This is a genomic window from Brevundimonas sp. UYEF29 (assembly GCF_040546195.1).
In the GTDB taxonomy this organism is placed as follows: domain Bacteria; phylum Pseudomonadota; class Alphaproteobacteria; order Caulobacterales; family Caulobacteraceae; genus Brevundimonas; species Brevundimonas huaxiensis.
Genome location: NZ_JBEPNH010000011.1, coordinates 13,967 through 39,690 on the forward strand (window position 1 = coordinate 13,967; position 25,724 = coordinate 39,690).

The 25,724-nt window shown below is 63.9% G+C and carries 34 protein-coding genes; 29 read left to right on the forward strand and 5 right to left on the reverse strand.

Annotation, left to right across the window (positions count from 1 at the left end; all coding sequences use genetic code 11):
- The first annotated feature begins 286 nt into the window (after positions 1 to 286).
- The 17 genes from ABIB58_RS14220 (at position 287) to ABIB58_RS14300 (ending at position 10,889) form a co-directional block, all read left to right on the forward strand.
- Positions 287 to 862 carry a hypothetical protein gene (locus tag ABIB58_RS14220; RefSeq protein WP_354041911.1) on the forward strand — a complete coding sequence of 192 codons (576 nt, stop codon included), beginning with the start codon at positions 287 to 289 and terminating at the stop codon, positions 860 to 862.
- A gap of 3 nt (positions 863 to 865) precedes the next feature.
- Positions 866 to 2,551, forward strand: coding sequence for a terminase large subunit (locus ABIB58_RS14225; protein WP_354041915.1), 1,686 nt, complete (start codon positions 866 to 868; stop codon positions 2,549 to 2,551).
- Positions 2,551 to 3,747, forward strand: a complete 1,197-nt coding sequence (locus ABIB58_RS14230) for a phage portal protein (protein WP_354041918.1) — start codon at positions 2,551 to 2,553, stop codon at positions 3,745 to 3,747. Before ABIB58_RS14225 ends, ABIB58_RS14230 begins: the two co-directional genes overlap by 1 nt.
- Entirely contained in the window at positions 3,744 to 4,607 is an 864-nt protein-coding gene (locus ABIB58_RS14235) for a head maturation protease, ClpP-related (protein ID WP_354041921.1), read from the forward strand. The genes ABIB58_RS14230 and ABIB58_RS14235 overlap by 4 nt, the downstream gene beginning before the upstream one ends.
- A gap of 24 nt (positions 4,608 to 4,631) precedes the next feature.
- Positions 4,632 to 5,843 carry a phage major capsid protein gene (locus ABIB58_RS14240; protein ID WP_354041923.1) on the forward strand — a complete coding sequence of 404 codons (1,212 nt, stop codon included), beginning with the start codon at positions 4,632 to 4,634 and terminating at the stop codon, positions 5,841 to 5,843.
- Between the two features lie 51 nt (positions 5,844 to 5,894).
- Positions 5,895 to 6,062 (forward strand): hypothetical protein, encoded by a 168-nt coding sequence (locus tag ABIB58_RS14245; RefSeq protein WP_354041925.1) that lies wholly within the window; start codon positions 5,895 to 5,897, stop codon positions 6,060 to 6,062.
- 2 nt (positions 6,063 to 6,064) lie between these two features.
- Entirely contained in the window at positions 6,065 to 6,382 is a 318-nt protein-coding gene (locus ABIB58_RS14250) for a head-tail connector protein (RefSeq protein WP_354041928.1), read from the forward strand.
- A gap of 10 nt (positions 6,383 to 6,392) precedes the next feature.
- The gene (locus ABIB58_RS14255; RefSeq protein WP_354041932.1) at positions 6,393 to 6,575 is read left to right on the forward strand and encodes a hypothetical protein; all 183 of its coding nucleotides are present in this window, start codon (positions 6,393 to 6,395) and stop codon (positions 6,573 to 6,575) included.
- Complete coding sequence (locus ABIB58_RS14260) at positions 6,562 to 6,921, forward strand: head-tail adaptor protein (protein WP_354041936.1); 360 nt, start codon at positions 6,562 to 6,564, stop codon at positions 6,919 to 6,921. Before ABIB58_RS14255 ends, ABIB58_RS14260 begins: the two co-directional genes overlap by 14 nt.
- Complete coding sequence (locus ABIB58_RS14265) at positions 6,914 to 7,333, forward strand: hypothetical protein (RefSeq protein WP_354041939.1); 420 nt, start codon at positions 6,914 to 6,916, stop codon at positions 7,331 to 7,333. Before ABIB58_RS14260 ends, ABIB58_RS14265 begins: the two co-directional genes overlap by 8 nt.
- Entirely contained in the window at positions 7,330 to 7,752 is a 423-nt protein-coding gene (locus tag ABIB58_RS14270; protein WP_354041943.1) for a DUF3168 domain-containing protein, read from the forward strand. The genes ABIB58_RS14265 and ABIB58_RS14270 overlap by 4 nt, the downstream gene beginning before the upstream one ends.
- 78 nt (positions 7,753 to 7,830) lie before the next feature.
- Positions 7,831 to 8,250: a phage tail tube protein gene (locus tag ABIB58_RS14275; protein ID WP_354041947.1), complete on the forward strand. Its 420-nt coding sequence runs from the start codon at positions 7,831 to 7,833 to the stop codon at positions 8,248 to 8,250.
- A complete protein-coding gene (locus ABIB58_RS14280; protein ID WP_354041949.1) occupies positions 8,250 to 8,705 on the forward strand; it encodes a gene transfer agent family protein in 456 nt (151 codons plus the stop codon). Before ABIB58_RS14275 ends, ABIB58_RS14280 begins: the two co-directional genes overlap by 1 nt.
- A 122-nt stretch (positions 8,706 to 8,827) precedes the next feature.
- Positions 8,828 to 9,145, forward strand: coding sequence for a hypothetical protein (locus ABIB58_RS14285; RefSeq protein WP_354041953.1), 318 nt, complete (start codon positions 8,828 to 8,830; stop codon positions 9,143 to 9,145).
- A 261-nt stretch (positions 9,146 to 9,406) separates the two neighbouring features.
- Entirely contained in the window at positions 9,407 to 9,778 is a 372-nt protein-coding gene (locus ABIB58_RS14290; protein ID WP_354041955.1) for a hypothetical protein, read from the forward strand.
- Entirely contained in the window at positions 9,778 to 10,416 is a 639-nt protein-coding gene (locus ABIB58_RS14295) for a hypothetical protein (RefSeq protein ID WP_354041959.1), read from the forward strand. Before ABIB58_RS14290 ends, ABIB58_RS14295 begins: the two co-directional genes overlap by 1 nt.
- A complete protein-coding gene (locus ABIB58_RS14300) occupies positions 10,416 to 10,889 on the forward strand; it encodes a hypothetical protein (RefSeq protein ID WP_354041962.1) in 474 nt (157 codons plus the stop codon). The genes ABIB58_RS14295 and ABIB58_RS14300 overlap by 1 nt, the downstream gene beginning before the upstream one ends.
- 271 nt (positions 10,890 to 11,160) lie before the next feature.
- On the opposite strand, the gene ABIB58_RS14305 is transcribed toward ABIB58_RS14300, so the two are convergent.
- Both ABIB58_RS14305 and ABIB58_RS14310 read right to left on the reverse strand, forming a co-directional pair.
- The gene (locus tag ABIB58_RS14305; protein WP_354041965.1) at positions 11,161 to 11,445 is read right to left on the reverse strand and encodes an addiction module antidote protein; all 285 of its coding nucleotides are present in this window, start codon (positions 11,443 to 11,445) and stop codon (positions 11,161 to 11,163) included.
- Positions 11,445 to 11,738, reverse strand: a complete 294-nt coding sequence (locus tag ABIB58_RS14310; protein ID WP_354041969.1) for a type II toxin-antitoxin system RelE/ParE family toxin — start codon at positions 11,736 to 11,738, stop codon at positions 11,445 to 11,447. Before ABIB58_RS14310 ends, ABIB58_RS14305 begins: the two co-directional genes overlap by 1 nt.
- A gap of 60 nt (positions 11,739 to 11,798) precedes the next feature.
- Between ABIB58_RS14310 and ABIB58_RS14315 the strand changes: the two genes are divergently transcribed.
- Both ABIB58_RS14315 and ABIB58_RS14320 read left to right on the forward strand, forming a co-directional pair.
- A complete protein-coding gene (locus ABIB58_RS14315; RefSeq protein ID WP_354041973.1) occupies positions 11,799 to 14,495 on the forward strand; it encodes a tape measure protein in 2,697 nt (898 codons plus the stop codon).
- A complete protein-coding gene (locus ABIB58_RS14320; protein ID WP_354041976.1) occupies positions 14,495 to 15,157 on the forward strand; it encodes a hypothetical protein in 663 nt (220 codons plus the stop codon). The genes ABIB58_RS14315 and ABIB58_RS14320 overlap by 1 nt, the downstream gene beginning before the upstream one ends.
- Before the next feature lie 42 nt (positions 15,158 to 15,199).
- On the opposite strand, the gene ABIB58_RS14325 is transcribed toward ABIB58_RS14320, so the two are convergent.
- The gene (locus tag ABIB58_RS14325; protein WP_354041979.1) at positions 15,200 to 15,460 is read right to left on the reverse strand and encodes a hypothetical protein; all 261 of its coding nucleotides are present in this window, start codon (positions 15,458 to 15,460) and stop codon (positions 15,200 to 15,202) included.
- A gap of 68 nt (positions 15,461 to 15,528) precedes the next feature.
- Between ABIB58_RS14325 and ABIB58_RS14330 the strand changes: the two genes are divergently transcribed.
- From ABIB58_RS14330 to ABIB58_RS14345, 4 genes are all read left to right on the forward strand, one after another.
- A complete protein-coding gene (locus tag ABIB58_RS14330) occupies positions 15,529 to 16,125 on the forward strand; it encodes a hypothetical protein (RefSeq protein WP_354041982.1) in 597 nt (198 codons plus the stop codon).
- Entirely contained in the window at positions 16,125 to 16,505 is a 381-nt protein-coding gene (locus tag ABIB58_RS14335; RefSeq protein WP_354041985.1) for a DUF6950 family protein, read from the forward strand. Before ABIB58_RS14330 ends, ABIB58_RS14335 begins: the two co-directional genes overlap by 1 nt.
- Positions 16,506 to 18,356 (forward strand): phage tail protein, encoded by a 1,851-nt coding sequence (locus ABIB58_RS14340; RefSeq protein ID WP_354041988.1) that lies wholly within the window; start codon positions 16,506 to 16,508, stop codon positions 18,354 to 18,356.
- 69 nt (positions 18,357 to 18,425) lie between these two features.
- The gene (locus ABIB58_RS14345; RefSeq protein ID WP_354041992.1) at positions 18,426 to 20,507 is read left to right on the forward strand and encodes an SGNH/GDSL hydrolase family protein; all 2,082 of its coding nucleotides are present in this window, start codon (positions 18,426 to 18,428) and stop codon (positions 20,505 to 20,507) included.
- Positions 20,508 to 20,516: 9 nt separating this feature from the next.
- Here the strand turns inward: ABIB58_RS14345 and ABIB58_RS14350 are convergent, their stop codons facing one another.
- Positions 20,517 to 21,431, reverse strand: coding sequence for an FkbM family methyltransferase (locus ABIB58_RS14350; protein WP_354041995.1), 915 nt, complete (start codon positions 21,429 to 21,431; stop codon positions 20,517 to 20,519).
- A 95-nt stretch (positions 21,432 to 21,526) separates the two neighbouring features.
- On the opposite strand from ABIB58_RS14350, the gene ABIB58_RS14355 reads away from it, so the two are divergent.
- The gene (locus ABIB58_RS14355; RefSeq protein WP_354041998.1) at positions 21,527 to 21,802 is read left to right on the forward strand and encodes a DUF1353 domain-containing protein; all 276 of its coding nucleotides are present in this window, start codon (positions 21,527 to 21,529) and stop codon (positions 21,800 to 21,802) included.
- On the opposite strand, the gene ABIB58_RS14360 is transcribed toward ABIB58_RS14355, so the two are convergent.
- The gene (locus tag ABIB58_RS14360) at positions 21,803 to 21,955 is read right to left on the reverse strand and encodes a hypothetical protein (RefSeq protein ID WP_313007494.1); all 153 of its coding nucleotides are present in this window, start codon (positions 21,953 to 21,955) and stop codon (positions 21,803 to 21,805) included.
- Between the two features lie 92 nt (positions 21,956 to 22,047).
- Between ABIB58_RS14360 and ABIB58_RS14365 the strand changes: the two genes are divergently transcribed.
- The 5 genes from ABIB58_RS14365 (at position 22,048) to ABIB58_RS14385 (ending at position 24,596) form a co-directional block, all read left to right on the forward strand.
- Positions 22,048 to 22,380 carry a hypothetical protein gene (locus tag ABIB58_RS14365; protein ID WP_354042003.1) on the forward strand — a complete coding sequence of 111 codons (333 nt, stop codon included), beginning with the start codon at positions 22,048 to 22,050 and terminating at the stop codon, positions 22,378 to 22,380.
- Entirely contained in the window at positions 22,377 to 22,922 is a 546-nt protein-coding gene (locus ABIB58_RS14370) for a hypothetical protein (RefSeq protein ID WP_354042007.1), read from the forward strand. The genes ABIB58_RS14365 and ABIB58_RS14370 overlap by 4 nt, the downstream gene beginning before the upstream one ends.
- A 40-nt stretch (positions 22,923 to 22,962) precedes the next feature.
- On the forward strand, positions 22,963 to 23,523 hold the full coding sequence (locus ABIB58_RS14375; RefSeq protein WP_354042010.1) for a glycoside hydrolase family protein: 561 nt from the start codon (positions 22,963 to 22,965) through the stop codon (positions 23,521 to 23,523).
- 252 nt (positions 23,524 to 23,775) lie between these two features.
- Complete coding sequence (locus ABIB58_RS14380) at positions 23,776 to 24,069, forward strand: hypothetical protein (RefSeq protein ID WP_354042014.1); 294 nt, start codon at positions 23,776 to 23,778, stop codon at positions 24,067 to 24,069.
- 317 nt (positions 24,070 to 24,386) lie between these two features.
- Positions 24,387 to 24,596, forward strand: coding sequence for a hypothetical protein (locus tag ABIB58_RS14385; protein ID WP_354042017.1), 210 nt, complete (start codon positions 24,387 to 24,389; stop codon positions 24,594 to 24,596).
- Positions 24,597 to 25,724 lie beyond the last annotated feature (1,128 nt).

Here is a 25,724-nt window from a genome sequence, read left to right on the forward strand (position 1 = left end):
GTGCGGGCCAAGAGGAAGGGTCGTGGACAGCCAGGCTTCGACGCGTGCGTGAGCGCCTCGTCTGAGGCTGATGCCATCGCCGTGGTGCGGATGCACGGGCACACTGACGCCTTTCAGATTGCCCCGACCCTCAAGGGTCCATGGCGAGAGGTCGCCGCAGCCTAGCCCCCGGGGGGCATGGAAAGTCCAGGAACATCCGTCGCTCTGAGACCGGCGGCCATCTCACGCACAGATTAAATCCCGGCTGGGAAGTTCGCGGGTGCGAACCGGGCCGGCAGGAGCCCCCATGACGGATGAAAAGAAGCCCGTCGATTGGGTAGAGATCGAGCGGGATTACCGCTCCGGAACTATGTCGATCAGGGAATTGGCAGCCTGGTACGGCATCAGCGACACGGCGATCAGGAAGCGCGCTAAGCGCGACGGCTGGGAGCGGCCGGCAGGAGCGACGGGTTCGCGCCGCGAACCAGCCCCCGAACCTGAGCAGCCCAAGGTCTATGTCGGCACGGTCCTGACGCCAGAGAACACGACGCCCGAGGCTATCGTTGGCCGAGGCCGCAACCTCGTCATGCGCATGATGGATGAGTTGGACGCGACCACGACGCGCAACGGCGAACTGGAAGCCTTGATTGTTTCATCGACGGACGAGGCCGATGCGAGCGGGCAGCGCTCGGCTCTCATGCAGGCTGTCTCGCTGAAGACGCGCTCCGATGTTCTGAAGGCGCTGGCGACCGCTGCGAAGACGCTGGCGGAATCGTCTGCGCCGCAGGGTGTGAAGAAGCAACGGCAGGAGGCTGGAGAGCGTGTAGCTAAGGGCGGCGGGAAGTTTTCGGCTCCGCCTCCTCCGCTGAGGCTCGTGCAGTAGGCCGTGGAGTGGACGACAGCTTGCCTCGACTGGCGCGATCGCATCGTCGCCAAGCGGAGCCTGATCCCGGCCCCGCTATTCGCGGATGAGGGGCGCGAAGCGCTTGAAGTGTTTAAGGCGCTGCGGATCGTGGATGCGCCCGGGCAGCCGACTTTCGGCGAGGCGTGCGAGCCTTGGGTGTTCGACTTCGTCTCGGCGATCTTCGGGGCCTACGACGCCAATAGCGGTGAGCGCCTGATCCGAGAGTTCTTTTTGCTTATCTCCAAGAAGAACAGCAAATCGACCATTGCGGCCGGCATCATGCTCACGGCGCTGATCCGCAACTGGCGCCATTCGGCCGAACTTCTGATCCTGGCCCCCACCATTGAAGTCGCTCAGAACGCCTATAAGCCAGCCCGCGACATGGTGAAGGCCGATGATGAGTTGGACGAGCTGCTGCACGTCCAGGACCACATTCGGACAATCACCCATCGCGACAACGGCGCCATGCTGAAGGTCGTGGCGGCGGACACGGATACGGTTTCCGGCAAGAAGGCCGGTCACATCTTCGTCGACGAACTCTGGGTGTTCGGCAAGCGCGCCAAGGCGGACGCCATGTTGCGAGAGGCTACGGGCGGCACGGTTTCGCGGCCCGAGGGATTCGTTATCTGGGCCAGCACCCAGGCCGACGAGGAACCGGCAGGCGTCTTCAAGACCAAGCTCGACTATTTCCGCGACGTGCGGGACGGCAAGGTCGATGACAAGCGTAGCTTGCCAGTCATCTACGAGTTCCCAGAAGCGATGGTGGAGACTGAGGCCTACCTCGTCCCCGACAATTTCTACATCACGAACCCCAATCTCGGCCGCTCGGTCAGCCGGGCATGGCTGGAGGATGAGCTCCGCAAGGTGTTGAACGCGACCGGCGGCGAGAAGCAGGTCTTTCTCGCCAAGCACCTGAATGTCGAGATCGGGCTTAAGCTGGCAAACAACCGCTGGGGCGGCGCGGACTATTGGGAAGATGCGGGCGATCAGAGCCTGACTTTAGACGAGGTCCTGACGCGCTCTGAGGTCTGCACGGTTGGGATCGATGGCGGCGGCTTGGATGACCTGTTCGGCTTGGCTGTCCTGGGACGTTGCAAAGAGACGAAGCGCTGGCTGCTGTGGACCCATGCCTGGGCGCATGACGACGTGCTCAAGCGTCGGAGCGACATCGCCAGCCGATTGCTGGACTTCAGGCGCGATGGCGACCTGACGATCAGCGAGGATCCGATGGCCCCGATCATGGAAGCGGCGGCCTACATCGAACGCGTGAAAGACACCGGGCTTCTGCCGGAGGCCGAGGCTGTCGGCATCGACCCCATTGGCGTTGCGGCTCTGGTTGATGAGTTAGAGGCACGAGGCATCGCGCCAGGGCAACAGGTGGCGATCCGGCAGGGCTTTGCTCTCTCCCCGGCGTCCTGGGGCTCTGAAATCAAGCTGAAGAACGGATCGCTGAAGCATAGCGGTCAGGCAATGATGGCCTGGTGCGTCGGAAACGCGAAGGTCGAAGTCCGGGGCGGTGCGGTGATCATCACGAAGCAGTCAGCGGGGCGCGCGAAGATTGACCCGCTGGTAGCGGCGTTCAACGCGATGATGCTGATGTCGCGCAAGCCGATGGCGAACGGGGGCGTGGATATGAACGACATTCTCGTCAACGCAGTGTTCGCCTGATGCGCCTGTGGCAACGCCTGCTAGGGCGCAAGCTCACCGCCCGCGACGGCGAGCTGTACGAAGTCTTCTCCGGTGGTGACACCTGGTCTGGTGAGGCCGTCTCCGCTCACGCTGCGATGAATCTTTCGGCCTTCTGGGCTGGAACGCGCATCACGGCCGAGACGGTGGCGAGCCTTTCTGTTGAGGTTCTGGAACGCCGCGAGGACGGCGCGCGGGTGCGGGTATCGGACCACCCCTTGCAAGCCCTGCTGGACGACAGCCCCAACGCTGATCAGACATCCATGGAGTTCTGGGAAGGGCGCGTGTTCGGCATGTGCACGACCGGAAACGGGTTCGCCGAAAAGGTCTTCAACAGCCGTGGCGGTCTTCTCGCGCTAAACCCAATGCCGGCGACGACGATGGTTGAGCGCTTGCGGGACGGGGCTCTGCGATATCGGTTCGATGATCGAGGAAAGCTGATCGATCTGCCCGAGGAGAAGGTCTTTCACCTGAAGGCGTTCGGTGACGGCGACGTTGGTATGTCGCCCGTCGAGTACGCGCGGCAGACCCTCGGCCTGGCCATCGCGTCGGAAAAAGCCGCCGGTCAGATGTTCAGCAAGGGCCTGCGCACCAAGGGCTTCTTCACCTTCCCGAACCAACTGACGGCGGAACAGCGCGCCGAGGCCCGCAAGAATTTCGCGGAACGCTACAGTCGTCCGGATGCGCCGAGCGTCGGACTGCTGGAAGGCGGGATCGATTTCAAGTCGGTCAACATTACGCCCCGAGACGCCGAACTGATCACGTCGCGGCGCTTCAACGTCGAGGAGGTCTGCCGTTGGGTCGGTGTTCCGCCCATCGTCATCGGTCACGCGGCTGAAGGTCAGACCATGTGGGGCACCGGTGTCAGTTCGATCATGCAGAGCTGGCTCACGCTGGGCTTGAGGTCTCGTCTGAAGCGCATCGAGAAGGCCATCGCAAAACGCGTGATGACACCTGCTGAACGTGAGCGTTTCAAGGTCCGCTTCAACTACGAGGACCTTCTGAGGACCGACACCGAGAGTCGATACAAGGCCCACGAAATCGCCCTGCGCGCCGGTTTCAAGAGCCGGAATGAGGTCCGCCGGATTGAGGGCGACGCCCCGGTTGAGGGCGGCGACACCATCATGACCCAGATGCAGAACGTCCCGATCACGCAGACCCAGGAGGGCGCGCAATGAGCATTCGAACCCTGCCCGAACTGACCTGTCCCGAAGGGCTAAACGGCTCCGTGCAGTTGGCCGAGAAAGCCGCCCGCATGTTTACGCCCATCGAGGCTCCGGTCATGGCGGCGGCGGATGGTTCCGACGTGATCACCATCCTGGACGTGATCGGCTACGACTGGTGGACTGGCGAGGGCGTAACCGCCAAGCGGGTATCTGCCGCGCTTCGGCAGATCGGCGCGAAGCCCGTCACCGTGCAGATCAACTCTCCCGGCGGCGACTTCTTTGAAGGGGTCACGATCTATAACCTCCTGCGCGCCCACCCGGCAAAGGTCACGGTTCAGATCGTCGGCATCGCCGCCTCGGCGGCTTCTGTGATCGCCATGGCCGCAGACGAAATCCAGATCGCCAAGCTGGGCTTCATGATGATCCACAACACGCAGTGGGGCGCGGCCGGCGACCGGCATGTGATGGCCGAAACTTCGGAAGTCATGGCGGTGTTCGACCGGGCCGCTGCCGAGATGTACGCGGATCGGACAGGCCTCGCCGCTGATGATGTCGCCAAGATGCTCGATGCGGAGACATGGTTCGGTGGTGATGGCCCCGTCGAGCAGGGCTTCGCGGACAAGGTGGTCGATTTCGACGTGCAGCCGGCCGAGGTGAAAAACGCCACGGCGGCCCTGTATCGCCTGGAGGCGGCACTTGCCTCTGGAAAGCCCATGCCGCGCTCGGAGCGCCGCAGGCTAATGAAAGAAATCCAGGATACGCCGCGCGCTGTCCTTGAGAACGCCATGCCGGGCGCTGGCGACCAGGCCGTCGATGACGGCTCCACGGACCTGAGCCTCGCTCTGGCCCGACTGAAACTGGCGCGAGCCTAACCCCTACACCGAAAGGAGGCCATCATGGCCGATGATACCAAGGACCTGCTGAAGCAGGTGTCGAACGAGCTTGTCCGCGTCTCGGACGAGTTCAGCAAGAAGGCCGAAGAGGCCATGCGCGAGGTCCAGAACGCGGGCAAGCTGTCCGAGGAGACCAAGGGCGTGGTCGATACGCTGGCGACCAAGCAGACCGAACTGGACGGCCTGGTCAATGACCTGAAGGCCCGCCTGGGCGAGGTCGAGCAGAAGGGCGCCCGTCGCGGCGGCGGCAGCGACCGTCCGCAGAGCGTCGGCGCACAGACCGTGCAAGCGCAGGCCGTCAAGGATTTCGCCGCTTCGGTTCAGGGCGGTCGCCGCATCAGCGTCCCGGTCAAGAATGCGCTGCTCAGCACCGATGTTGCTGACGGCGTGGTCGAGCCGCAGCGTCTGCCCGGCATCGACCAGATGCCGAAGCAGCGCCTCTTCATCCGAGACCTGATCGCGCCGGGCCGCACCACGTCGCCGGCGATCTTCTGGGTCCAGCAGACCGGCTTTACCAACGCCGCCGCTGTGATCGCGACGGAAGGCACCGCCAAGCCATATTCGAACATCGAGTTCGACACGAAGATCACGCCTGTCGTGACCATCGCGCACATGTTCAAGGCTTCGAAGCAAATCCTGGACGACTTCGCTCAGCTTCAATCGCTGATCGATGCCGAGATGCGCTACGGCCTGAAGTACGTCGAAGAGCAGGAAATCCTGTTCGGCGCGGGCGGCGCGGGTCATCTGGACGGCATCGTGCCGCAAGCGTCGGCCTTCGCGCCGGCCTTCGCGCCCGAGGACCGTACGCCCATCGACGATCTGCGCCTCGCCATCCTGCAAGCGGCCATCGCCCGCCTGCCGGTCACCGGCTTCGTGGTTCACCACACCGACTGGGCCAAGATCGAACTGACCAAGGACAACAACGGCGGCTACATTCTGGCGAACCCGCTTCGCCTGGCTGGCCCGACGCTGTGGGGCCGTCCGGTCGTCGAGACCGAAATTCCCGAGTTCGAGGGCGAGTTCCTGGCGGGCGCCTTCTCCACCGCCGCCCAGATTTTCGATCGGGAAGACGCCAACGTCGTCATCTCGACCGAGAACGTGGACGACTTCGAGAAGAACATGGTCTCGATCCGCTGCGAAGAGCGACTGGCCCTGGCGGTCAAGCGCCCCGAGGCGTTCGTCACCGGCGCCTTCGGCACCGCCGTCGCTCCGTAACCCTGTCCGGGGCCGGTGGAGACGCCGGCCCCGTCTCCTTGGAGGCAAACCATGAAGATCACCCTCAATCGGACCCTGCGCGTCGGCAACGCCACCATGCGGCGCGGCGCGACCGTCACCATGGGAGAGGCCAAGGCGAAACAGTTGCTTGAACGTGGCCTAGCCAATGAGGTCCGCGAGCCCAAGGCGAAGCCTGAGCCCAAGCCGAAAGCCGACTGACCATGGCGATGCTCGATGTCGTCATCCTGAGTGCGGGACCGCTTCTCACGTTGGAAGAGGCCAAGGACCACCTAAACGAGTATTCGTCGGACAGAGATGCGCTCATCGAGACCTATTCGAACGCGGCCGTGCTTTCCTGCCTGAACTACTGCGACCGTGCGATGGTCCCGATGGGGGCTGAACCGGCCTTCAAGGCGGCGGCGCTGCTGACGCTTGGCGCGCTCTACAAGACGCGGGAGTCGCTGCTGATCGGCGAGACCGTGGCGCTTAACCCGACCGTCGAAGCCATGCTGCGTCCTTACCGCACCTACAGAGCCTGAGGAGACCGCCATGCGCGTCCGCTTCACCGAGGACTTCGACTACACCCCGTCTGACGATCACCGCATCCTGATCGAATACCGCAAGGGCCATGAGTTGACCGTGAGGCGGGAGGCCGGTGAGGCCGCTGTTGCGGCCGGCAAGGCGGTCGAGATCAAGGCGCCTGTTCGAAAGTCGGACGATGCCGAAGCCTAAAGGCGCCGGTGATCTTCGTCAGCGGGTCTATTTCGAGCGCCGCGCAGAAGGATCCGACGATTACGGAAATCCGGTCCAAGACTGGGCGCCACTCGGCATAAGTCGGGCCGCCAGCCTGCTCCCAACCCGAGGCAGCGAGACGGTTCAGTCTGACCGGTTGTTAGGCCGGGTCCAATGGGACTGCTGGGTTCGGTCCGACAGCGGAACTCGCTCGCTTCAGACTGGCGATCGTATGGTCGATGCGCGGGACACAAGCCGGACCTTCAATATCGGCTTTATCGGTGACATGGACGGCGACAGAACGTGGTTGCTGATCCAGGCGGTCTCTGGCGGGGCCGATGGCTAAGGGCGGTTTGGAAGGCGTCGAGCGGCTTCAACGCAAGCTCGCGGCCATGACGCCCTCGGTTAGGAAGGCTGCTGGTCAGGAAGCGTTCCTGCAAGCCGAGGAAATGGCGGCCCAGATGCGCCGGATTGCGCCTGTGGCTGATGAAGCCAGCGGCGGTCAAAAGGTTCGAGACCACATCTTCGTTGAAGAGGGTCGTCTTGGTGATGTGTCCTACGTCGTGATCAGTGACGCCAAGGACGCCAAGGGCCGGCCGAAAGCGTCCCGCGTCGAGCTGGGCCACATCGCCGCCAACGGTCGCCAGGTCGAGCCGAGCCCCTACTTCTACCCCGTCGTCCGGTCCAGCCAACGCAAGGTCAAGCGCCGTCTGGCCAACGCCATGCGGCGCGCGATCAAGAAGGAGGCCGGGCTTTGATCGATCCTCAGCTCCCGCTCCAGGCGTCTATCGTCGCCGCTGTGAAGGCCGACGCCGAAATGACATCCCTCATCGGCGGGCGCATCTTCGACCGGGTTCCGGTAAACGCCAGCGGCATCCCGCAAGGCCCCTTCCCTTATCTGAGTTTCGGCAGCGCTGACACGACCGCAGATGACACGTCCTGCATCGGTCCCTCGGATTGCTTCATCGACCTGAATGGTTGGTCGCGCGAGGTGGGATATCCCGAAGTCAAGCGCATCGGCGCCCGCGCCGCATCGCTGCTGAACGCCAAGCTGGCTGTTCAGGGTTTCGAGGTTGTGACGCATCGTGTGGAGCGTCTTTCCTACCAGCGCGAACAGGACGGGCTCACGAGCCGGGTCATCCTGCGCCTGCGCTACGGCCTGATGAAGGCTGCTTGATCCCGTCCTAGACGGGCCATCCCGCCCCTTCTGGGGTTTCTTCGACAGAGAAAGGCATCCGATATGTCGGACGTTTTCGTGAGCGTCGTCTCGGGCGAGGAAATCCTCGTCCAGATCGGCGATGGTGCAGACCCCGAGGTCTTCGCCCATGACTGCATGATCAACGGATCACGCGGTTTCAACCGGACCGCAACCACCACGGATCAGCAGATCCCGAACTGCACCGATCCGTCCAAGCCGCCGAAGACCATGCGGCGCACGGACTCCACAGACAGCACGATCAGCGGCGAAGGTCTGCTGCACTCGGCGTCGGTCCTGGCATGGCTCAACCGGGTCGGCCAAACCATCAACTGCCGTGTCCGCAAGGCCGGCGCATTCCAAGTCGCTGGTCCCTACATTCTGACCGAGTTCAGCATCACGGGTAACGCCCGTGAATATGCGACGGCGTCGGTGACGCTGGTCCAGGCTGACGAGCCGACGATCACGGCCGGCGCCTGATGAGTCGCAGCGCCCGCATCACCGCCCCGTTTGGCGACGGCACCTATGACTTCCGGCTCGACATCGGCGGACTGGAAGAGCTTCAGGAGAAAGTCGACGCCGGGCCGGAGCAAATCTATGCCGACATCGCGTCGGGCCAGTGGCGGGTCGCCCATCTTCGGGAGACGATCCGCATTGGTCTGGTGCGGGGCGGCATGGACCCGATGCGGGCGCTTGCTCTGGTGTCTCGATATGCCGCTGAAGGCTATCTAGCCGATCTAAAGCCGCTGGCACTCAACATCATCGCCGCCTCACTGGTTGGCGCTCCCGATGAGGACAAGCCATCGGGGGAGCCCGAGGCGGGGGCGAAAGACCCCTCCCCCGCCGAAAAATCCGGTTCGCAGGGCTCTACGCCGCCGGAGCCCAAATCGGGCTCTCCCCGCGCGAAGTCCAAGAAAGCAGCCTCTGGCAGCTAGGCGAGGCGCACCGGGGCTGGAGAAAAGCCCAGGGCATCGAGGAGAAGGCGGGCGCTCCGTCGATTGAAGCGTTTGAACGCGCGACGAAGGCGGCTAGGCTCGACCCGTAAAGGGAGGATGCCATGACAGATCAAGTTCAGAGCCAAGGCGTTGGGCCGGCGGCGTCGATTGAGGATTCTGACGCAGTTCAGAACTGGGGGTCTTGGCTCGCCATTCTCGGTGTGGCGGGAGCGATAGGATCGTTCTTTTTCCCCGTGGGCGTCGAGACGGCCGGACTCTACGGCATCCCGGATGAAGTCGCGAATATCGATAAGATTGCGCTGCGCCATATGTGCATGGCTGGCTCAGTCGGTCTTTTTGTCGGGGGAAGCGCGTTGATCGGCGCGGGCCATGTCGCGAAAGCGATCCGAGTAGCGGCTAGTCGAGTCCGCCCATCTTAATCAGCGCCTCGATCCCTGCCCGCAGCGCTTCCGGTCGCGACGGCTTTGGATCGGGCTGACGTTCTATCCAGGCATCAACCTTTGCCAACTGGTCCGGCGGCACACGCACCGTGACCGGCTTGGCCCCGACGATAGGGCGCCCTCTTTTTCTGACATTAGTTATTGACGACATCACTAACTGATGTCAGAAAAGACGGGCCAAGGCAAGGACGGCAATCCCTGCCAAGGCCCTAACCGCAACGGATCGCAGGAGATCACGTCATGGCTACGGCCACCCATACCACAAGGCGGAGTCTGTTCGCCATTGCAGCTGGCGCCGCATTGCTACCCGCCCTCCCCGCCATGTCCGCTTCCGACAATGGGGCTCGTCTGCTCCACCTGGAGCGAGAAATCCAAGACATCACGGTGCGCGCGAACAACCGCGCACTAACCGACGACGAGACGAACGACCTGATTGATCAGATCGTGGAGCGAGAGGTCCAGATCGCCGAAGCGCCCTGCGACAGCCTTGATGCATTCCGCGTCAAGCTCCGCACTATCGTTCACACCTCGCTCACGGTCGGCAGCATGTACGCCATCGACTACGACGCCCTGCTCTCGGGCATGATCAGCTTCGTCGAGGGCCGTCACTGATGGCCGCCGCAGCGAAGACGAGCGGCATCGAACTGCCGCCACTGAACATCCAAACCCTGAAGCTAACCCTGATCGGCGACAGCCCTCTCATCGTCCACGCCTGGAGCCCGAAGGCGCTCAAGCAGATGGCGGACAAGCAGCAGAAGAAGGCGACGGCCGGCCGCGAGGCGAAAGACCCTTGGGCCGACTTCTGTGGCTCCATGTATTGGCTGAGCGACCGGCCGGAGAAGCCGACAGAGGAGGATGTCGAAACGGCAAGGTTCGGGTTTCCGGCTATCGCCTTCAAGGCGGCGGCGGTGACGGCCTGCACCAGCATCGGCGGCGTGACGAAGGTTGCGGCTCGCCAAGCCTTCCACGTCGAAGGCGAGATGGTGGAGATCAAGTCTCCAGCCCCGCCGTCTATGCGCGAGGATGTGACCCGCGTCGGCATGGGCGTGGCGGACCTTCGCTATCGCGGCGAATGGCAGAAGTGGGCGGTCGAGTTGCTAGTGAAGTTCAATGGCAACCTGATGTCGGCGGAACAGGTCGTCAGCCTGTTTGATACGGCAGGGTTCGCGGTCGGCGTCGGCGAATGGCGCCCCGAGCGCGACGGTCCTTATGGCCGGTTCCATGTCGCCCGCGACGGGGAGACGGTCTGATGGCCGTCCGCTATGCATGGAAGCCCGGTTCTCGGGTCCGCCTGGACCCGGAGAAGGCCGGTAAAGAAATGGAAGACGTGCGGCGTCGGAACGGCGGCGCACTCACTCCCGAGGCGCTTCTTGAGCGGGCGCGGTCGGCCAACAGCGCGGTCCACGACCATTTCGAGTGGGACGACGGCAAAGCGGCGCATCTGCACCGCATCAGCCAGGCAGGCGACCTGATCCGCGCGATCACCATCGACGTGACGCATTCCAACGTCGAGCCGCCGAAGACCATTCGAGCGTTCGTCAGCGTCGAGCGCGAGGGACAGCGATCCTACACCAGCACGGTCCACGCTCTGTCTGACGCCGACCTTCGGCGGCAAGTGGTGGCGAAGGCGTGGGCCGATCTGGAGGCGTGGCGCGAACGGCATCGAGAGCTGACCGAGTTCGCCCGCATCTTCTCCGCGATGGACGACACGAAGGTCGCGTAACGGCTCTGTTGAGGCCGGTCCTTCGGGACGAAACATGGCAGGCGTGGCTAGGCGAGGTTTGGCGTGGCCTGGTGAGGTATGTCGGGGCAGGCGAGGCAAGGCGCGGCCCGGTGCGGCGTGGCGCGGTCAGGCGCGGCATGGCAGGCATGGCTTGTCAGGGCTTGGTCGGGCAAGGCGCGGATCGGCAGGCATGGCGTGGCGTCGCAAGGCGAGCCACGGCGCGTAATGGCAAGTCAGCGCTGGCGGGGCGGTTCTTCGGAGCCGCCCTCACCTATGCAGGCTGGAGCGAAAGCCGCAGCCCAAGCGCCTTCGTCACCTTGACGATGCTGTCCAGGCTGGGATTTCCACCCTCCCCCAGCGCCTTATAGAGCGCCTGCCGGGAGAGGCCGGTTTCCTTCGCCACAGCGGTCATGCCCTTGGCGCGGGCGACCACGCCGAGGGCATCCGCGATTTCAGCGGTGTCACCGTCAGAGAGTGCGCCTTCAAGGTAGGCGGCGATAGCTTCGGGACTGTCGAGATATTCGGCAGGATCGAAGGGGCGGGTTTCGTGGGGCATTAATCGACCTCCTTTGCCAAAGACTTGGCGTTACGAATGTCGCGGTCCTGACTGCCCTTGTCCCCGCCGCAAAGCAGGATGACCAGAACAGCGCCGCGCTGGATGAAATAGACCCGGTATCCGGGGCCGTAGGTGATGCGGAGTTCGCTGACACCCTCGCCAACCGGCTTCACGTCGCCAGGGTTGCCGAGCGCCAGACGACGGACCCGGCGAGCCACCTCGGCCTTGGCGCGCACGTCGCGCAAACCCGAAAGCCAGTCAGCGAACACTTCGGTCTGACGAACTTCGATCATGTGTCGCTTATAGGCGACGACACCCTAGACTGTCAACCAAAAGCGACAACGGAGGCATGAATGGCCGACGAAATCGAGCGCCTCCTTGTCCGCGTCGAAGCGAACGCCACCCAGTTCGAGTCCCAGATGCGGAAGCTCAACAAGAGCCTTTACGCATCGCAGGCCGAAAACCGGAAGACTCTGAACGCCATTCAGAAAGACACTGAGGCGGCCTCACGCCGCATGTTTGCTCCTATTGGGGATGGCCTCCGTAGAGAAGTCGCCAGCCTCGCTGGTGTGTTCGCGGGCCTTTTCACCACTCAACAGGTCACCCGATACGCTGACCAATATACGAGCCTGCAAAACCGCCTGAAGGCTGCTGGCCTAGAAGGGGAGAACCTCAAAAGGGTCGAGGACTCCCTCTATGAAACCGCCAATCGGAACGGTCTTCAGGTTCAGGCCACAGCTGAACTTTATCAGCGGGCTTCTCTTTCTCGCCAACGCCTCGGCGCTAGCGAGCAGCAGTTGCTGGCGCTGGTTTCCGGGACGGCAGCCGCGCTTAAGGTCCAGGGCACCTCGGCCGAGGCCGCTTCCGGCCCTCTTCTTCAGTTGGGCCAAGTGCTTGGCGGGGCGAAAGTCCAAGCCGAGGAGTATAACTCCCTGATCGACGGCCTGCCTGTTCTTCTTCAGGCGGCCGCCAAAGGATCTGATCGTTTCGGCGGCGATGTGGCAAAGCTGACGGAAGCTGTGAAGTCCGGCAGCGTCACCAGCAAAGAGTTTTTCGATGCCCTGCTGAAAGGTTTCCCTGAAATCCAGAAGCAGGCCGAGGGATCGGCGACGACTATCAGCAGCGCTCTTCAAACGCTGGACAACGAGTTTGGTCGTTACATCGGCCGGGCCGATGAAAGTTTGTCCGCGTCGCAGCGCGTCGCTCAAGGCATCCAGGGGCTCGCGGAAAACCTAGATCAGATCATTCCGATTGTCGGAATCCTGGCTGCGTTGATCGGCGGGGGTTATGTCGCCTCTCTGACGATGGCGGCGAGCCGCATGGCGATTGCGGGTGTTGGCGCCGCCCGGCTAACCGCCTTCAATATCGCCATGACGGCCAGCATGACCGGCGCCACCCGCGCCCAGGTCGCGCTCAATATGGCGATGGCGGCGAACCCTGTTGGTCTCGTCATCACAGTGGTCGCTGCTTTGGCGGCTGGCCTTTACATCTTGGCTACTCGCTACAACACGACGGCCATTGCGGCGCGGGAGCTAGACAGGGTCGTTGGGGCCGCCGACGCGGCTTTAGAGGACTATCGCAAGGCGGTTGATGCGGCCAAAAACGCGTCCAAGGCAGAGCGCGAGGAGCTGGATAAAAAAGCCCAGGCACTTCGGAACGTGACCCTTGCCAGAATCAACGACGCCAAAGTTGCCGCTCAAAAGCAGATTGATGAGGCTGTCGCTGCTCGGCAACGAGCGGATCGATCAATCGGGGACTCTGCCTCCGCTCGCTCTCGCGCCTTTGCCAATCCTAATAACGCCAACGCGGCACTGGCTGGGGGCGCCTCTGCACAGGCGAGAGCAAATATCTCGCTCGCTGTGCGAGCCAGAGAGGAAGCCGACACAGCTATCCAGTCCTACGAGCGCTTGAAAGGCGCGATGGAGGACATCGAAAATCCTCGCGGACCTGGCAGCGCTATCGCCGCACCTGCATCAACGGGTGCTGGATCGTCGGCCGGATCATCCAGCGCTGATCGCACGTCAGGCCTGCGTGAACGCCTGTCGCTTGAGGAAGACTTGGCCCGCGTTCGCGCCACTGGTGACGAGGCGGCCATCAAGCGCGAGGAAGAGCGTCAGCGGATAATCGAGGCGACTGAGCGCTACCGTGAGGCCGGCTATGCAGACGCCGAACAACGCGCCCTCAATCTGATCGCGGCGGAAAATCAAGCCGAGGATGTCGCAGAGCAGCGGGAGAAGACACAGGCGCGTATTCGCGAGGGCCTTGAACGTGAGGCCGATCTGAAACGCGCAGCGGCGGATTGGACGGAGCGCCAGCACACCGCCGAACTGGAGATCGCTCGCCTACGCGGGGACGACGCAGCCATTCGCCGGCTCGAGCGCGAAGCGGCTCTACGGCAGCGAATTGCTGAATTCGTGGAGCGCTACGGCGTTGCGGGCGTCGGCCTGGCGGTGGCTGAGCAGTTGAAGTTCGACCAAGCCCAGGCCGAAGGGGATATGAACTACGCGGCCGAGAATGCCGCGCGGACCTTCGTCGATGTTATCGCGGCCGATGATCCTTGGGAGGCGGCAGGCAATGCCTTCAAGCGCGCCGCCTTCAACAATCTGGAAGACCTGTTCTCCAACATCTTCAAGTCGTTCATATCCAACAAGGATGGCAACCTCCTCGGCTCCATCGCCTCAGGCATCGGCTCGCTGTTCAGAGGCGGCGCCCGCGCGACTGGCGGGCCAGTCACCGCAGGACGCCCCTACAAGATCAACCACAACAACCCGCAGAGCGAGTGGTTCGTCCCTGGGATGAATGGATCGGTTCTGACGCACGGGCAGATGCGCGGGCTCGAAACCGGCGGGATGCGAGCTGGTGGCGTGGTTGAGCATCGCGTCGTCGTCACGCCGGAGCGAGACAGCTTTATCACGCTCGCCACCACTGCCGCGCAGCCTGTCGCTTCGCAGGCCGCCGGCGCTGCATTTCGAGGTTCGACCATGGCCGCGCGCAAGGCAGCGCCGGCCGTTCAGGCCTCCCTCCGTCGATTAGGGACTACGCCGAATTGATGGATTACTGGCCGCGCCACCTATTCCCCGCCATGGACGTTCGCTGGCGGCTGCAGAACCGCGTCATCAGCGGCGGCATGCCCGTGATCGGGCCCGCGCGGGCCGTGGGCACGATCGGCGCCGGCCTGTGGGTCTGCGAGATGACCGGCATCTGGCTTTATCGGCCTGAGCAGTTGAAGGCTGCACGTGCGCTCGACATGATCCTCGACGGCGGTCTGACTTCTCTTGTCGTCGGATCCTGCGAGACCGCGCTCGCGCCCTGGGCTGTTCCAACCGATCCGGTCCCGCATTCGGATGGGTCGCCATTTTCGGATGAGACCCTATACGCCGGCGCGGCGCCGACCGGGACGGTGGTCGCGGCCGCCGCTCTGAGAGCCACTAGCCTCCAGATCGAACTTCCCACGGGCGCCACCCTGACCGGCGGAGAGGCCTTTTCCATCCGGCACCCCAACAAGGGCGAGCGGCGCTACCAGGTTGCTCGCGTCAACGGTGACGTGGTGACTTTCCGGCCCGAACTCCGAGAAGCGGTGACGGGCGGCACAGAGGTTCACTTCGCCGACGTCGGCTGCGTTATGCGGCTTGCGAACCCCGACGAGTTTCTTTCGGCGATCCGGGCGGGCGCCACGGCAGACCTGGCTCCGGTCTTCGTGGAGGCCTTCTGATGCTCCCTGAGCGCCCCCTTCACGAACCGACCGCAGCGGAGATCAAGGAGAGCCTTCGTCACCTTGAAGACCGTATCCTAGAAGCCACCCAGCCAAACGTTCGTAGTGCTGCGCAATGCCTTCGCCGAGTTTGGCCTTTTCGTCATCTTCGGTGCCCTCTCGGATGCGGCGGGCGGTAGTCACCAACACGTCGGCTCCCTCTTGAGCTGTCAAAACCTTCTTCTCGATCAGCTTGGACAGGGTCGCGTGCAGCCCCATCGCATTAGCTGATCCAAATACCGCGGCAATCTTCGCTGGTTCCATTCGTGAGCCCTCCAAAAACTGGAGGAGGCTGACGGCATCTCGTTCAATCTGTCGAGTCAGGAGGCGTCATGCTCCCCGAACAGGCCGCCGCCATGTCCGCGCTGGGCGCGCCCCGATACGCCCTCTTCTTCCTGATGAAGACGAAGACCGGCTATGTCAGGGCGTGGCTGGGGGTTGGCGATTACGACCTGCCGGCGGATGACGTCGACCCGACGGGCGGGACGTACCTGGGCATAGGCCTGGTCGGGGAAATCCCGGCCCTGCGGCAGTTGGTCGGCGGGCTGGCCGAGCGGGTAGAGTTCACGCTGAACGGTGCGGACGAGACGACGTTCAGCCTGGCCGACGACGAAGCGGACGAGGTGCGTGGCGCCATCGTCAACGTCGGGATCATCTTCTTCGACGAGAACTGGCAGGCGGTCGATGTGATCGCGTGGCTATGGGACGGGACGGCGGATGTGCCGGCCGTCGACCGGAACGCCACGGACAGCGAGATCACCCGCCGCGTTACGCTGTCGGTCGCTTCGGGCTTCACCGACCGGACCCGGCCGCAACTGGCGTTCTATACCCCTGCGGATCAGAAGCGCCGAAGCCCGACCGACACCTTCTGCGACCGCGTCCCGCTCTACACCCAGGAGAGCACGATCGTCTGGCCGGCGCCGGGCTGATGCTGGACGCCTTTCTGGAGCGCATGGCCTGTCGCGCCTTTGACGACGGGGCGGCGGATTGCGGCCTGTCGCTGGCGGATTGGGTCATGGTGGCGCGGGGCTGCGTTGACCCGGCGGCGCATCTCAGGGGCCGATACAGCACCCCGCTGGGCCGTGAGCGCCTGCTGCGCCGTCTCGGTGGCATGGAGGCGGTCGTGGCGGGTTGCGCCGCCCATGCGGGCCTGAACGAAGCCGCAGAGCCCCAACGCGGCGACGTCGGAGTGATCGAGCATGGCGAGCGCCAGTACGGCGCCATCTGCCTCGGCGAGCGATGGGCCCTGCAGGGCGATGGATTGGTGACGCTGGTTCCTGACCGGGTCGTCAGGGCGTGGAGGGTCTGAATGCCGCAAGCCATTCCGGCCGCCGCAGCCGCCTTCGCCAACTGGGCCTTCGCCGCGACAGGCTTGGCCTATGGTGGCGCGGCCCACGCTATCGTGACGGCGACGCTGTACTACGGCGCCCAGGCTGCGCTCTACACGGCCGTCAGCATGGGGCTGAGCGCCGTCGCCCAGGCCCAGGTTCCCGACCCCGAAGGCCAGAAGCTGCCCCGCAAGCAGGCTCGGCCGATCCGGGTCCATGCCGTCGGCGGCGGGTCGCGGATGTCCGGGGCCTACATGCTGAGGGAGGCCGTCGGCAACAAGTACGGCGCCGTGCTGTCGGTGTGCGAAGGGCGGTTGGCCTCGATCTCCGCCGTCTATGAGCACGACAACCTCGTCACCCGGGACAGCGACGGCTGGGTCCAGGGCATGGCGGGCGAGCAGTTCGGGTCCGGCGACCTGTTGCGGATCCAGACCCGGCTGGGCGCCCCGACCGAGACCCACTACTCGATGCTGACGCCGGACTTCGGCTCGTACTGGCCCACGTCCTCGCGCGGCGACGGCATCGCCTCGGTCGGCATCTTCGCCCAGCACCGTTCGCGCGAGAGCTTCGCCCGGCATTTCCCGAACGGCGAGCCGTCAGTTTCCATCGTCGGAACGCCCGTCTGCTACGACTGGCGGGACGGAACCCAGAGCCGGACCGACCCCGCTTCGTGGAAGGCCTGTTCCAACCCGGTCGTCTGGCTGGTCTTCGTCGAATGGTATCGGCACGGCCGCAGCTGGGACCGCTGCATCGCCCCGGTCCTTGATGACCTGACGGACGAGGCGGACTATTGCGACGAGGTCGTGACCCGCAACGGCGTCACGGAGGCCCGCTACCGCTGCGCCGGCAACTATCCGGTCAACACCGAACCCCAGGCGGTGCGTGAGGCCCTGCTGGCCACCTTTGACGGCTGGCTGTCGATCGACGGCCGAGGGCGGATGATCGTCAAGTCCGGCCGCTACGTCGAGCCGACATTCGTCCTGACCGGCGAGCATATCCAGGGCTATAGCTGGCGCGCCTTCCAGACCGACGAGGAAGCCTGCAACGCCCTGGTCGTGTCGTTCGTCGATCCGACGAAGGACTACACCGAAGTCGAGGCCGGGACGTACCGGGACGAGGACGACATCACCGCCCGAGGCATCGAGCGCTCCGAGCCGCTGCAACTGCCGTGGTGCCCGAGCGGTCAGCAGGCGATGGAACTGGCACGTCGCAAGATGACCCGGCTGACGGCCGAGCGCCGGGGCCAGGTCCGCACCGGCATCTATGGCCTGAACGGTCTGGGAAAGCGCTATATCCGGGTTCAGAACCCCGAGCTGCAATCCATGGCCGATGTCGTGCTGGAGGTCATGAACGTGGAGCTTGACCTGGCCAATGCGCAGGTCGTGTTCGACGTGATCAAGGCGGACACCGAGATCGACGCCGGCGAAGCCCCAGCCCCGGACGTTCCAGAGGTCGAACGCCCGCCGGTGACGCCGGGCGATCAGGAACCGGCCCGCAAGCCCATCGCCCGGTCCATTCCCTATCCGACGAGCGCGACTGTCGACACGATCACCATCACGACCTTTACCGCCACGATGGATGACGGCGCGCCCGTCGCCATCCCCGATGGCACGATCACCGGCCTGTCGGAACTGACGAGTTACGGCGTGTTCTGGAAGGACGGCGCCGGGTTCGAGTCCGAGGTCTCGCCCGCGCCCAACCACATGTCGACAGGCTCGTGGGTCTTCATCGGTTGGCAGTCTACCGAGGACGGCGCTGGTGGTTATCCGCCATCTCCCCCTCCGCCTCCCGGCTGGGGCGGCACGGGCGGCACAGCCGAGACCGTGCCCTGACCGGCCAGTCGGCCCCGGTTCCACTTTCCCTCACCTCCTGACAGTCCCGCGCGGCGGGAAGGAGCGCCCATGCCTACGACATTCGAAGCCTTGCAAAGCGCGGTCGATGCTGCCTTCCGCGACCACGCCGTCCGGGGGGTTCCAGCCTCCGGGCCCCACGAGCCGATCAAACATGAGATCAGAACGGCGCTGGCGATGATCTTGGTGGCGCTGGATGACGGCGGGTTTTCCGCGCCCGCCAACTGGGCTTCTGATCTAGCCGAGCTGGTGGGAAAGACAGAGAACATTGACGCGGTGGCGTCCGGGCTCGCTACCGTAGCCCAAGCCGTTACAAGCAGCGAGGCAGCAGCCGCGATAGCCTCGGACTCGCTCGCGTCGGCGCTGGAGATTTACGGCTCCATCTCGGCCGTTCAACAGGCCCGCGATGACGCGACCGGAGCCCTTGCAGAAATCCTTAATATCGCAGCCGAGGCGCCCGAAGCTCCGTCTGTGGTCAACAAGGTCAACCGAGATGGGTCGAACGTAGAGGCCGAAGCTTTCCGCGAGGCCATCAGCGCGGTGAGCGTGGCGCTGCTGGAGGACAAGCTGCGCCGCGGGGCGTGGGCTAAGGCGCTACAGAAGCTGCGGGCCGGCGCCGTCCAGCTCCAGGTGGCCTGCCAAGGGGACAGCCTGACCTACGGCCAGAACGACGGCGGAACCACGGGGCCGAGAGACCCCATCAATGGCAGCACGAGCCGGCGCTCCGCTGATGATTGGCCGGGCATGCTAGGCCTTGCCACATATCTGACTTGGGGAAACGTAGGGGGCGTCCCGGCCGTAAGCGTGGCCAATCTGGGCTTCCCCGGCGATACCGTCCTGGCCAGTTGGGATCGCTGGAAAGACGACAGTCGAGAGTTTGACGTCCGTTTCCTCATGCTCGGAACGAACGACAGCGGCTCTATGAGCGTCGACGCTTTTGTGGCGGGATACCGCGTCATCATCGAGGCTGCCCTCGCGCGTGGGGAAGCCGTCGCCCTCATCTCGCCCCCGAACGGGGCCGGTATTGGGAACCAGGACTACAGGGTCTTTGCCACCGCCGTCCGCGATCTGGCCTCTGAGTACGACCTGCCTTGGGCCGACGCTGAAGAAATCCTGCGCCAGTTCCGAGGCGTACCCGTCACCACCACTGATGGGATCCACCTAACCGCAGACGCCTATGCGCAGCTGGGCTGGACGCTTGCCACCATGCTCATGCCGTGGGGCAGCAGCAACTGTCTGCGGGTGGGGCCTGGGACCCGGATCGATGGCACCGACTTCGCCAGCCCTTCGGGCAACTATGACGCTCAAGCAACTTCCCGATCGGGGCGCGTCACCAATATCGCGCCAGGCAAGGCCTATGCTTTGGCCGTCTACTGTACGGAAGACGTCGTCCCCGTCATCGAAATGTGGAACAATTCCACTTCCGCCTCCAGCCTCGTCAAATACGTCGGCGGTCGGCAGGTCGGCGTGGCATACGGCGCCGGCACGGCTCAGCAACCGCTAGGCACGCACAGGAACGCCCAGACCCTTCCCGTCCTGCGGAAGGGCCTGCAACTGATCCTGCTGCACAACCAAAGCGCAGGCTATGTACAGATCGACAGTGTCCGGTTCGAGCCCGTTGGGTCATCCTTCGACACCCACAACTGGCGCTCCGTGCGAGACATGGCCGGGACGGGCGTCCTGAAGCCGGGCGTGACCGAGGGCTGGTCTTACCGGCGATCCAACGAGCGTTTCGAGAAGATCCGCTTTCTGCAGGGCCGCTTCAGGCTGGGGAGCCCTGCCTCACAGGGGATCAGCTTGTTCGCGACCAACGACACCCTGCGGGACTTCGGCGACAACAATCAGCTCACGCTGCTTCGTGTCGGGACGGCGCTTACCTTCTGGCATCTGGTTGACGGCAACTTCATAGGCGGCGGGCCGATCGTCGTTGATGACGACTGCTTCAGCGCCGCGACCGAAGACGTCGATCTCGCCATCGGCCTGAACGGCTCTACCGCCACGGCCTACGTGAACGGAGCGCAGGTCGGATCGCCTATCACCTACACTGGGAGAGCAGGCTACCCGGCCTGGCTGGTCGCGGTGCAGGATCTGACGTTTGAGTGCAAGTCCATGTCTGTGCTGGAAACGTACTAGCCCGGCGATCTACGCCAACCCAGGTTTCCGACGAAGGATGAGGTTAGCGTAGGTCGTGCCCACGATGTCGTAGTCATCGACGAGTTGGGCTGGGTATTGGGCTGGGTCCAAGCCCGTGACCTCAGAGGCTTTATAGGCCTCGAGGATCATCCAGCGGGGGCGGAAGCCGTTAGACAGAACGTCCGTTAAGATGCGCAGGTCTTCGCCTTCTGCGTCGATGGACAGGAGGCCGAAGTCGTGGGGGACGCTCTCTTGGTCCAGAAGACCCGAGAGCCTGACGACCTCGACCTCTACCTCATTAGTCACCTCGCCCCATTGCTCGGTGCTGGACCGGACCAGTGAGGAAATCTCTGGGTGGATGCCGAAGTGGAGCTTCGCTCGCCGCGGTTCATCCGAGACGGCAAGCTGATGGATGCTGAAGTCAAGCCCGTCAAAGTCCCGTTGAAGGCCATCGATCAAGCCAGGGTTTGGCTCGATCAGGACGCCCTTCCATCCAAGCGCTCTCATCAGGTCGTAACTGTTCGACCCCTGGCGCGCGTGGGCGCCGACGTCGACGACCACCCTACCGTTGTCTGGGAGATCGAACAGGTGCGGGAGAAGGACGCCGAGCTCTCCGTTCTGAGAGTGGTCCTTGATCTTGTGCGCGCCCGCCACGTGAGACTCCAGAAAGCGATCGGCCTTTCCTGCGAACTCGCCGCTGCCCAATAGAAACCGGAGCAGATCGGACAGCGCCGCCCGACCTTGTTCTAGGTCCGCCGACCAGCGCTCCAGGCTCGCCGGATCGGCAGCGCGCAGCAACACGGCTTCATAAGCATCCTCCACAAGCTGGCGAAAGAACTCGTGGGCACCGGCCGGGACAGCGTGGCTACCTTGCATGATCTTCCTCAATGCGACGCGCTGGGTCAGCAACTCTACGCTGAGCAAACAGCGCTCACATTCGCGCACTCCAGGAGTGGCCGCAAGCCGCGGGCGATGGTTAGGGCCAATCCGCCGTCGTCTCTGCCCCCCTCTTCGACAAGATGCGCAACTCCGGCTGGTCGATCGAGGCGGGGAAGGGCTTCTGCAGCGACCTCGCCAGTCTGCCCGCCTGGTTCGCCCGCACGGCGGCCGGCACACGGCTGCGGGACCAGATCGCCCGCGCCGCCATCGTTCACGACCTGATGCGGAACGACACCCGCTGGCCGAAGCTGCTGGGCGACTACGTCTTCTTCGAAGCCCTGGGCGTGGACCGGGTGCCGCTGGGCTGGCGGCTGATCGCTTGCGCCGCCGTGCTGCTGAACTTCAACCGCGACTGATCAGAGGTCTTTCGCCGGGCCGTTGGGTTCGTCCGGCGCGCCATCGAGGTCTTTGTCCTCAAAGGAGCGGCGTCGGTTGAAACCCTGGATGCCGTTCGACAGGGCGAACATCGCGCCGGCCAGAACCACAATGCCGATGAAGAACCAGATCATTCCCATGGCTCTGAAGCGTCCCGCCTGACCGCTCGGTTCCCTCCAGCCGCCCGACGGCTGTTTCACTACGGCCTGACCATCTGGAGGGGCGGATGCTCGACTTGCCTGACCCGCGCACGATCGCCGCCTTTTGGGGACTGTGTGGCGGAATGTTCTACGGCGCCCTCGGCGTCATTGCCGCTTTCAGCGCCAAGGTCGGAACGCCCGAGGCGCGCCGGCGAGCCCTCCTTGAGTTGGTGGCCGGCGCCCTGTTTGCGCCAGCTGTCGCAGAAGCGTTCACCGGCTGGGTCCTGACCGTCATTCCAGGCCTCGCCATGCCCGCCGTAGCTCTGACGCTCGGCCTCATCACTGCCCCGTATGGCCCCGGCTTCATCGAGCGGATCAAAGGGCAGATCGATAAGCGGCTGGGAGGTCGCGAACAATGACCCTGCAAGAAGCCATCGCCCTCTATTCCGGCCTGACATACATCGCAGCCGCAGCCGTATGCGTGCCGATCATCAAGGTGTTGGGTCCGCTGTTTCCTTCGCGGATCACGGCACCGCTGCCCTTCATCATCTGCGGCGCCGTCTACATGGGCGTGCTGTTCTTCCGGGGGGTGACGATCCTGTTCCCTGGGCAGGTCGTGACGCTTTCAGCCATCAGCTGGGTGTCGCCGCTGAAGGCTACGGCTGATCTGATACTGATGCTGTTCATCCTCGACTATGTGCTGCGTAAGCGCTCGCCGCCCGCGTTGATCCAGCGGATGATCGAGATGGCGAAAAGGTCGGGAGTTTCGGATCGGGACGCCATACGCATGGCCTTCGAGGCGCCAGCAATGGCCGTCGCTGACCTTCCCGCCAGCCAAGACCCGAACCACCCGCAAGTCGGGCGCCGCTGGCTTCGGCTGGCCATGTTGGGCGGCGCTATCATCGTGCTTGCGAGCCTCCTCCTACTGATGACGCTCAACAGCGCCGCAAACGCGGGCTGACGCCGGCCTCTCGGCCACCCCCAAAATCTGGAGATTGCTCATGAGCGACCGGGCTCTATTCGACGTCGTGCGCGCCATCGCGGGTCGCGGCCTGACCCAAGCGGAAGTCAATCAGATCAAGGCAGCGATCCCGGCGCCGTCACTTGCGGCGATCGGTGAGATCGATCCGAACGACATGGCCCTGATCCGCGAGCTGGAGCGTGACGAAGGCCGGGTGCTTCATGCCTATCAGGACAGCCTTGGGTTTTGGACGATCGGCATCGGCCGTCTGATCGACAAGCGGAAGGGCGGCGGCATCTCGAATGAGGAAGCCGACCTGCTGAAGCGCAATGATATCGCCCGCTTCAAGCGCGACCTGGACCGGGTGGCGCCGTGGTGGCGGACGGCTGATCCGGTGCGCCAGCGCGCGATCCAGAACATCGCCTTCAACCTTGGGGCAGATGGCCTCGTCGAGAAGTGGCCCAATACCGTGGCCCTTATGAAGGCCGGCCGCTGGCGCGAGGCGGCCGCCGCGATCCGGGCAAACAAGGTGTGGGTTGGACAGGTGAAGGGCCGCGCCGAACGGATCGCCCAGCAGATCGAAAGCGGCGGCGCCGGATGATCGCCGCCCTCGCCCTCCTCCGCTCCGTCCCCCGCCTTCTTAATCCAACCGGCTGGCTGATCGTGGCCATCGTCGCCGCCTTCGTCCTGACCGGAGCCTACTGCTCTCACAGAGGCGCACAGGGCGAACGCGACCGACAGGCGGTCGAGACACAGAAGGCCGAGGCAAAGGCATCAGGCGCGCGGGAAACCGCTGCTGTCGAGCGCGAAGCCGACACGACCACCATCCGCAACCGGCAAGAGGAGAGAGACCATGCCGCTGAAGCGATCCCTGACAGCCGCCCTGATGATCGCGAGCTTAGGCGCCGCTGTCGCCAGTTGCGCGAAGCCGGTCGGAGCCTTCCCGACTGCAACGGACTTGATCGTCCAGCCCAAGCCAGTCCCGCCTGACGACGTGCTGACCAGCCGCATCGCGGGCGAGCAATACGACAACGCCGTGGAAGCCTGGGGCGAGGAAGGCTGGGCGCGGGTGTCTCGGCTCTGCCGGTTCTTCGACACCATGGGGATGCGAGGGCTGGATTGTCCGCCGCCGCCGCGACCGGGCTAGATGCCCTCGACATTATCGATCCCAGCGTCGAGCCTCGGTTCCGCTATCGAGGCCGCTCCGGGAGACCGGGGCGGCTTTCGCCGTTCCTGAAGTAAAAAACATGAGTCAGGACAATTACTTGCCCGAATCGCACAACTAGGGCATGTCTCCCAAGTTGGCGGCTTTGCTGCTGACAGACGAAAGGCCGGGGTGACAGCCCCGGCCCCTAGATGAACCGGCTGGCGGTTCGTTTTTGTGCACAGGACGCGTTATGAGTTTGTTCGGAGCCTTAGTCAAGCCGCCAGCCATATTCTCGGGACCAAAGGAGCCCGATCAATATGATGGCTGCAAACAACAACGCGCCAAGCCGTACCCTCACCTTCAATGACGCTGTTCTGGTCTGGCTTCGTCACTGGTCGGGAGAGTTCCAGAACAGGATCGCTGCCAGCTTCGACGTGAACCCCGGCCGGGTGAACGAAGTGCTCAAGCGGCGGCGTCACGTCGGAAGCGAGGAGGCCGCCAGAGAGCTTGCTCGCACGGCAGCTTGAATGTCGGGCCGTCACCCTTCGGGGTGGCGGCCTTCGTCGTTTTGATGCGCAATCTCGGCGCCGACCTAGAAATTAGCAGCTACGGGCATTTTGAGCGAAATAGCGGGAAAATCCCGTATTTACGGCGCCGTCGTTTCCGCCTTGCGGATCGCCGGTCACTGACTCATAATTCGTCTGCGAGCGGCGTGGAAAGCAGACACGCTACATTGCGCTCCCATTTTCCGGCTCTGTGGGCATGCAACCGGGCGGGAGGGGTAGGTTGAGGCTCCATCGCCCTCTCAGCCAGCCGGAGTAGCGCCCGGCCTCGCAAAGCTCCGGGGCCGTCCCAGCGTGTGATCAGCGCTGCATGGGTACAGAGCATAGCGCCCTCGGTTCACACCGGGGGCGTTTTGCTTCGTCATTCCCAATCCTCCGGCCGACCGATCCGCTTCATCGGACCTGTGGGCTTTCTATCGCCCGACCGATTTGGTGATTTCCCATCCAGAGGCACCATGTCGCCCGGATACGACCAGCCTCCAACGACGACAGCCCCGCTTAGCTCAGCCCAGCAGGCCTTGAGCGTGGCGGATGCCGCCCGCGCCCTCGCAATCGAAACGCTGATCGCGGAGCGGCGGCTGATAGAAGAGTGGCTCAAGCTAAAAGAGCAGCGACGTCGGCTCTGGTATTCTCGCGAGCCCTCTAGCCCGTGAAAGTGACGTTTCCCGGCGACGCTTTGGCGATCCGACATAGCTCCTCATTCGGCCGCATCGCTGTGCCATTCAGTGTGAGCTTTGCCCCATGGCGTAGCGCGCTCGCGAGCTGGATAAGTTCGTCAGCGGAACGCGTGTCGGCATAGATTGTGATGCTGCCCCCGCAGCGCGCTAGCTCACACAGCTCGTCGATAGGTTTGCGTTGCATTGATCACTCCGAACTAAACGCGCTGATTTACCAATCAAAACCGACGCTGCAAATCCCAAGCTTGAGTGGATTAAGGGGAACTTGACGCAGCGCTTTGTGGTTATCTGGCTAGCCGATCGCAAAGTCGGCTCATGTGTTTTCCGACTGCCGCCGACCTTTCGAGGACGGCGGCTTTTGTCGTTTTGCGGACTTCCGGAACGCAGTGTCGTTGATCTGAGTTAGTTGCGCGGA

Bases quoted from the DNA above. Each gene is read 5' to 3' on its own strand.
- ABIB58_RS14220 (WP_354041911.1), top strand. From the start codon at position 287: ATGACGGATGAAAAGAAGCCCGTCGATTGGGTAGAGATCGAGCGGGAT.
- ABIB58_RS14260 (WP_354041936.1), top strand. From the start codon at position 6,562: ATGCCGAAGCCTAAAGGCGCCGGTGATCTTCGTCAGCGGGTCTATTTC.
- ABIB58_RS14285 (WP_354041953.1), top strand. From the start codon at position 8,828: ATGACAGATCAAGTTCAGAGCCAAGGCGTTGGGCCGGCGGCGTCGATT.
- ABIB58_RS14310 (WP_354041969.1), bottom strand. From the start codon at position 11,738: ATGATCGAAGTTCGTCAGACCGAAGTGTTCGCTGACTGGCTTTCGGGT.
- ABIB58_RS14300 (WP_354041962.1), top strand. From the start codon at position 10,416: ATGGCCGTCCGCTATGCATGGAAGCCCGGTTCTCGGGTCCGCCTGGAC.
- ABIB58_RS14345 (WP_354041992.1), top strand. From the start codon at position 18,426: ATGCCTACGACATTCGAAGCCTTGCAAAGCGCGGTCGATGCTGCCTTC.
- ABIB58_RS14295 (WP_354041959.1), top strand. From the start codon at position 9,778: ATGGCCGCCGCAGCGAAGACGAGCGGCATCGAACTGCCGCCACTGAAC.
- ABIB58_RS14375 (WP_354042010.1), top strand. From the start codon at position 22,963: ATGAGCGACCGGGCTCTATTCGACGTCGTGCGCGCCATCGCGGGTCGC.
- ABIB58_RS14265 (WP_354041939.1), top strand. From the start codon at position 6,914: ATGGCTAAGGGCGGTTTGGAAGGCGTCGAGCGGCTTCAACGCAAGCTC.
- ABIB58_RS14335 (WP_354041985.1), top strand. From the start codon at position 16,125: ATGCTGGACGCCTTTCTGGAGCGCATGGCCTGTCGCGCCTTTGACGAC.
- ABIB58_RS14330 (WP_354041982.1), top strand. From the start codon at position 15,529: ATGCTCCCCGAACAGGCCGCCGCCATGTCCGCGCTGGGCGCGCCCCGA.
- ABIB58_RS14340 (WP_354041988.1), top strand. From the start codon at position 16,506: ATGCCGCAAGCCATTCCGGCCGCCGCAGCCGCCTTCGCCAACTGGGCC.
- ABIB58_RS14380 (WP_354042014.1), top strand. From the start codon at position 23,776: ATGCCGCTGAAGCGATCCCTGACAGCCGCCCTGATGATCGCGAGCTTA.
- ABIB58_RS14365 (WP_354042003.1), top strand. From the start codon at position 22,048: ATGCTCGACTTGCCTGACCCGCGCACGATCGCCGCCTTTTGGGGACTG.
- ABIB58_RS14370 (WP_354042007.1), top strand. From the start codon at position 22,377: ATGACCCTGCAAGAAGCCATCGCCCTCTATTCCGGCCTGACATACATC.
- ABIB58_RS14280 (WP_354041949.1), top strand. From the start codon at position 8,250: ATGAGTCGCAGCGCCCGCATCACCGCCCCGTTTGGCGACGGCACCTAT.
- ABIB58_RS14255 (WP_354041932.1), top strand. From the start codon at position 6,393: ATGCGCGTCCGCTTCACCGAGGACTTCGACTACACCCCGTCTGACGAT.
- ABIB58_RS14355 (WP_354041998.1), top strand. From the start codon at position 21,527: ATGCGCAACTCCGGCTGGTCGATCGAGGCGGGGAAGGGCTTCTGCAGC.
- ABIB58_RS14245 (WP_354041925.1), top strand. From the start codon at position 5,895: ATGAAGATCACCCTCAATCGGACCCTGCGCGTCGGCAACGCCACCATG.
- ABIB58_RS14230 (WP_354041918.1), top strand. From the start codon at position 2,551: ATGCGCCTGTGGCAACGCCTGCTAGGGCGCAAGCTCACCGCCCGCGAC.
- ABIB58_RS14325 (WP_354041979.1), bottom strand. From the start codon at position 15,460: ATGGAACCAGCGAAGATTGCCGCGGTATTTGGATCAGCTAATGCGATG.
- ABIB58_RS14250 (WP_354041928.1), top strand. From the start codon at position 6,065: ATGGCGATGCTCGATGTCGTCATCCTGAGTGCGGGACCGCTTCTCACG.
- ABIB58_RS14290 (WP_354041955.1), top strand. From the start codon at position 9,407: ATGGCTACGGCCACCCATACCACAAGGCGGAGTCTGTTCGCCATTGCA.
- ABIB58_RS14305 (WP_354041965.1), bottom strand. From the start codon at position 11,445: ATGCCCCACGAAACCCGCCCCTTCGATCCTGCCGAATATCTCGACAGT.
- ABIB58_RS14240 (WP_354041923.1), top strand. From the start codon at position 4,632: ATGGCCGATGATACCAAGGACCTGCTGAAGCAGGTGTCGAACGAGCTT.
- ABIB58_RS14385 (WP_354042017.1), top strand. From the start codon at position 24,387: ATGATGGCTGCAAACAACAACGCGCCAAGCCGTACCCTCACCTTCAAT.
- ABIB58_RS14360 (WP_313007494.1), bottom strand. From the start codon at position 21,955: ATGATCTGGTTCTTCATCGGCATTGTGGTTCTGGCCGGCGCGATGTTC.
- ABIB58_RS14235 (WP_354041921.1), top strand. From the start codon at position 3,744: ATGAGCATTCGAACCCTGCCCGAACTGACCTGTCCCGAAGGGCTAAAC.
- ABIB58_RS14315 (WP_354041973.1), top strand. From the start codon at position 11,799: ATGGCCGACGAAATCGAGCGCCTCCTTGTCCGCGTCGAAGCGAACGCC.
- ABIB58_RS14320 (WP_354041976.1), top strand. From the start codon at position 14,495: ATGGATTACTGGCCGCGCCACCTATTCCCCGCCATGGACGTTCGCTGG.